A 5,983-nucleotide genomic window follows, 5' to 3' on the forward strand; every position below is an offset into this window, starting at 1 on the left:
GCTTTACAGGCTCTGGGTTTACTGTGATTTTAGCTACAGCAAAGCTTGCATTATAGTTTTCATCTCCCAAGAAGCTTACTGCAAATGTGTATCCTCCCTTCACTCCAAGGTTTATTTGTGTTTTGGCACTTCCATTCTCATCACTTGTGTAATTGTAGATATGTCCATTGAATCCTACAAGAACATTCCTATTGCTTAAGGCATTTCCATTGGAATCAATGAGTTTAAAGGTGAAATATTCCCCATTTCTACCGTCAAGATTTACATTGATTGCATTTGTTGTCATATTTTCACAAATGATTTGAGTTTTTAATTTTTCAAATGAAATGCCTTCAGATATATTTACATCATTTCCATTTAAAATTGAAAGCACAACAAAGTTAAGGGTTTTTACACCTGTCTCAATTGTGTTTCCGCTGACATTGATGATATTTGTAGGAGAGAGAATAGCCCTTTCACTTTCTATCCTCAAGATTCCCAATGATTTTGCAACAACATCATCATTTGCCAATAGAATGCTGTTATTTACAATATTAATATTTGCAAGATCAATTGAAAATGGACTTGTAGCATTTTCTGCAATTGCATTTAAAACAGTTACGCCGTTGTTGAGCCTAAATTCAATTTCCCCAATGCTTACTGTTTCAGGACCACCTTTTGAAATCGTAATAAGATTGAATATTGATTTTGAAACTTGATTATCACCAGATTCAATTGAAGTACCATTACTTTCGGTAGAAGTACCACCAGATTCAATTGAAGTTCCATTACTTTCCGTGGAAGTACCACCAGATTCAATTGAAGCCCCATCTGCCCTTATAGTCAAATTCTTAGTAATATTAATGTCTAAAACATTTTTATAGGAATAATTTCCCAATTGGATAATGTCCCCATCTTTTGCACTGTCAATTGCATTTTGAATGTCCAATGCATCATTTCCTGTATGATTTACAATCACATCATTCTTTCCATAAACATAAATATTTGACGAATAATTTGATTTAAGATACTTTTCAGTGCCTGAATAAATAAAATCAATTGAATTCACTCCCGCTTCAGCAAATAGCAATCTGATTGAATTGGAATTATTCAATAAATATTCATTCAGGAATTTATCATTTATATAAACACTGATATTTCCTTCCTCAATCGGATTATTGTCCCCATCAGTGAGGGCGAAATCAATCTTAAGACTTTCCTTTTCATGTGTTGAATCTATGGCTGCCACAATATATGTTTCAATGTCTGGAGCCTTAACTTGAATCTCAGATACAAATTCCAATTGGAGATATTGATCATTTCCAGAGAAAATCAGACTAATAAGATGAGTTCCAGACTCATTAAAGTTTAGATTTAAGATAATGGATGAAGCATTCAATTCAAGCTCATCATAAAATTCATCATCAATGAAAATGGAGAGATTAGCATCATCAAACAAATCATCATTTTCATCCAAAATGGAAATATTAACATTCATCTCCTCATTTGCATAAACTGAATTCCAATCCAAATCAAGCCCTGGCTCCTTATCAGGACCTTTAACAATCAGAATGGCTTCACAATATGAAGGATTGAAAATGTTATAACCTGAATAATCAGCCAATATTGTGTAATTTCCAGATTTGTTAAAGTTCAATTCAATGGAATTTAGACCCTTGGCTAGATTGATTATCCTGAATAGCTTATTATCGAGATAGATTGAAATGTTTCCATATTCCACTGGATTATCCTCACTGTCTCTGACAGTGAAATTAAGGATTAAATCCTGATTTGCATAAACTGAATCATATTCATAAGAGATTGAGGTGTTTCTGTTTTCCAAATCAACAGTAAGTCCTATTTCACCCAATATGTTTCCAGTGCTTAAGTCATAAACTGAAATAGTGTCATTTGCCCTTAAAAGAGCATTATAATTAAAGCACATTTCATTGTTTGAAATGATAAATCCATCACCGACAGCCAAAACAGGATTTTCCTTAAAAGCATTTGAAATTCCGATTTCATAATCTGGAAGAATTGGCAATTCCTCACCGAGATTGGATATGAAACCTAAATTGTAGCCATATAAGCCTGCCTTATCGATAAAATCCAATCCATCAAAGCTTATGTTTGCCCAGGATTCCGGTGCAATATATTCCCTGTTGTGATTGATGATTTTTGCCCTTATGAATTGAATTGATGAATTGTAATTTCCTCCCCAATAGTCATTTTCATAATTTGGTAGGGAAATTCCGCTTCTTGAAACATTATATCCCGGGTTTGCAAAGATTGAATTTGAGATTGTGCCGTTTTTACTGAACCAGTATGTTCCGGAACCTTCAATAGCTGAATTGTTTATAAAAACGCAACCATCAAGGAGTCCATTGTTTCCGTCACATGAGACAGTGCCGTAACTTGCAGTGTTGTTGATGAATGAACTGTTTAGAATCCTACTGTTTTCAAGAGTAATGTAAATTGCTGAGCCTTCCATTGCATCATTGGCTAAAAATTGACAATCAGACAATGAGGCATTTTCTGAGTTCAGGTAAACCCCTCCTGCAAAGATGGCGGAATTAGACTCGAAGAGAGCATTTGAAATTTGTGCATTTTCACCATTCCAGTAGATTGCACCGCCATAGAACTCCTCTGCAGAATTATTTCTGAAACTGGAACTGCTTAGAGTACCATTTGTTCCATTCCAATAGAGCGCTCCACCGAAAACATCCTCCAAACTGCTGTCTGCATAAACAAAATTGTTTGAAAAGCTTGAACCGCTTAAAAATCCATTAGGACCTTCCCAAGCAAGAGCTCCTGCAAAAACTGCCTCACTTGTAAGATTAGAAATAACATAATTATTATTGAAATTGGAATCCAATATTTTACCATTGTTTCCATACCAAATCACTGCACCAGCACCACATTCCTCCTGATTAGAAGCATAATTGTCTGAAAAATTACAATTAGACATAATTCCATTATGAGATTCCCATTCAACTGCACCTCCATAGAAGAAAGCGAAATTAGAAACAAAGTCACAATTCAATATTCTACCATTCAATCCATTCCAAAAGACTGCACCTCCATCAAAGTCATATGCACGACAATATGCAAATCTGGAATCGGATATTGTTCCGTTGGCACCTGTCCAGGAAATGGCTCCGCCATTGCTTGAATAGCAATCGGTAAAATTACAATTTAATATGCAGCCATTCTTGCCGGACCATGTAATTGCTCCTCCACTTCCATAGCTTGCTGTGTTATTTCCAAAGACAGAATCCTTCAATAAGCCATCGTCTCCATCCCATGCAATGGCTCCTGCAGCATAAGCAACATTATCCAAAAACCTGCAGTTTATTACGCTGAGATTTAGAGAATCGAAATCAGCCCAGATTGCACCGCCATAGGCTGTCTTGTCCACATTTTTAAAGCTTATGTTTTCAATCAAAACATTTGGAGCGTTAATTACAAATATTCCTGAAAGGTCATTTGCATCCAATACAACTGAATCTGAACCGTCAAGGTTAATTGAGCCCCTTTGCATTATTGCAAGTGACTTGTTTATATAGATTCTTTCACCATCTCCAAGGTATGAGCCGCTTAGATAGATTGTATCCCCATCTGTCGCATCGTCTATCAATGCTTGAATGTTTCTGAATGTGCTTTTTGAATAGATGCTCAATACATTATATGCAACTGAAGGTGCATAGTCATCATTTCCATTGAATTTGGCAATGAGGGAATAGTTTGATGCAGGAAGCAAGTCCTCAATTAAAAGGGAAGCAGTATTGTCAATAATGTTTATAATGTAGGTTTTATTGTTTAGCTTTAGTTCAATGGTCTCATTATTAAAGACATAAGAACTGTCTGTCTTTGAGCTTAAGGTGAAATTAATGCAAAAGGAATCCCCAACAAATGCATTGTTAAACACCATCTTTATTGAGGAATTTGAGCTAAGGGGAATGATTACATCACCATCACAGCCATACCAGACAAAGTCGCCCATCACCAATGCCTCCATCTCATCGGGAAGATTGTTTGAACTGAATTCCAGCTGCCCAATATCTGTCAAGGTTCTTGTAATGTCATAAATTTGAGCAAAGGTAACTGTACTTGCATCAATATCATCATTTAACTTCAATACGGTGTTTTCATAGATTTCAATTATTGAGCTGTCTGCACCTGCTTCAGCATAAATGAGAAGGTTTTCATCATCAACATAAAAGGTATTTGCAAAGATGCTTATATCCTCATTGTCAGTTTTTGTAATTACAGGAAGGCAATTGAAGCTTATCTCTTCCCCATCAAGCATGCTCTGGAAATGACCGCAATTGTAGAAGGTGTTGTCCCTTATGACAGTTCCCTTAGAGTAATAACTGTCCAGATTAATGGAATATGAGTTATTTACGAATCGGTTGCTGTCTATTTGAGTGCTGTCTGACAATGCAATTTGAATAGCCTCCAATACAGGCCCTTCAAATGTGTTGTTATAGATAAATGTGTTTACTGCATATGAAACTGATATGAGCTTTGATCCGTATTCCTTGCCGTTGCCATTTGTTATCCTTGTGGCAGCGCCTGTAAAATAGGAGTCAAGAACCTCAACATTGATTGATGAATCTATGTTTATTGCACGGTTAAAGTTATAGAAGCTGCAGTTTTCAATCCTTATGTTTGTGGAACTGTCAATGTCGATTGCCCAACCTGCCAAGCTGTCATAGCCTGTGTATTTGGTATTTGCTTGGATGTCATTGAATATAATTCCTGAAACTGTTGTATTTCTGCCTGAAGCACTTATATAAAGTATGCAGCCAGAGCTTGAAGTTCCTCCAGTACCGTTGAAGATTGTATTTTCACCATCTCCAAGCAGTGTAAGGGGCTTGTTGATGTCTATTTGATACCTGCTGATTTGGTAAGTGTGGTTTCCAAGATCTATTGTATCTCCAGACTTTGCACTCTTGATTGCATTTTCCAAATCGCTTACATCATTTCCAGTATGGTTTACTGTAATTATATTTCCGCCTACAGATGAGGATTCCAATTCCTTAGAAATCCCTAAAGATGAATATTCCAATTCCTTAGAAATTCCTAAAGATGAATATTCCAATTCCTTAGAAATCCCTAAAGATGAATATTCCAAATTATTTTTTTCATCAGATGCAAGGCCAATTTGATTGCTATTTACTTCATTTGACAATTCATTATTTTGATTTGAATCAATAATCTTATCATTTAATTGATCATTGATTAAATTATTTGAAAGTACTTTATCATTTTGAACATTTGGATTGATATTGCCTATATCATCAGATTGATAAAGCACATTATCATCATTATTTAAAAGAGAATCACTTGCAGAGACAGAACCTGCAAATAATAAGAGAATGATTAATAAGGATAAAATAATTAAAAGATTCCTTTTAAAGTTCAAGATTTCACCTCAATAGTTTTTAACTCCATATTTTTGAAAACTCAAATAATTTTTAAATATTCATTTTAAAATTATTAACATTTAAATCTTTCAATGATGAACATTGAGCGAACATACAACTCATGTTAGTAACATTAATAGTATTAAAATTATTAAGATTTAATTCTTTTAATGATTTACATTGAAAGAACATACCACTCATGTTAGTAACATTATTAGTATTAAAATTATTAAGGTTTAATTCTTTTAATGATTTACATTCAAAGAACATACCACTCATGTTAGTAACATTATTAGTATTAAAATTATTAAGATTTAATTCTTTTAATGATAAGCATTCATAGAATATAGAACTCATATCAGTAACATTAATAGTATTAAAATTTTTAAGATTTAATTCCTTCAATAATGAACATCCATAGAACATACATCTCATATTAGTAACATTATTAGTATTAAAATTATTAATATCTATTTCTTTTAATGATGAACATCTAAAGAACATATAACACATATTAGTAACATTATTAGTATTAAAATTATTAAGATTTAATTCTTTTAATGATGAACATCCAT

Annotated in this window: 2 protein-coding genes; both read right to left on the reverse strand. The window is 33.8% G+C overall.

What is annotated here, in order from left to right; translation table 11 throughout:
• On the reverse strand, window positions 1–5,407 hold a 5,407-nt coding region (locus Q0138_RS01335; protein ID WP_297979861.1), incomplete at its 3' end, for a right-handed parallel beta-helix repeat-containing protein.
• A gap of 52 nt (window positions 5,408–5,459) precedes the next feature.
• A partial coding sequence (locus tag Q0138_RS01340) for a BspA family leucine-rich repeat surface protein (protein ID WP_297979865.1) occupies window positions 5,460–5,983 on the reverse strand: 524 nt, incomplete at its 5' end.

Source organism: uncultured Methanobrevibacter sp. (genome assembly GCF_937906425.1).
In the GTDB taxonomy this organism is placed as follows: Archaea; Methanobacteriota; Methanobacteria; order Methanobacteriales; family Methanobacteriaceae; genus Methanobrevibacter.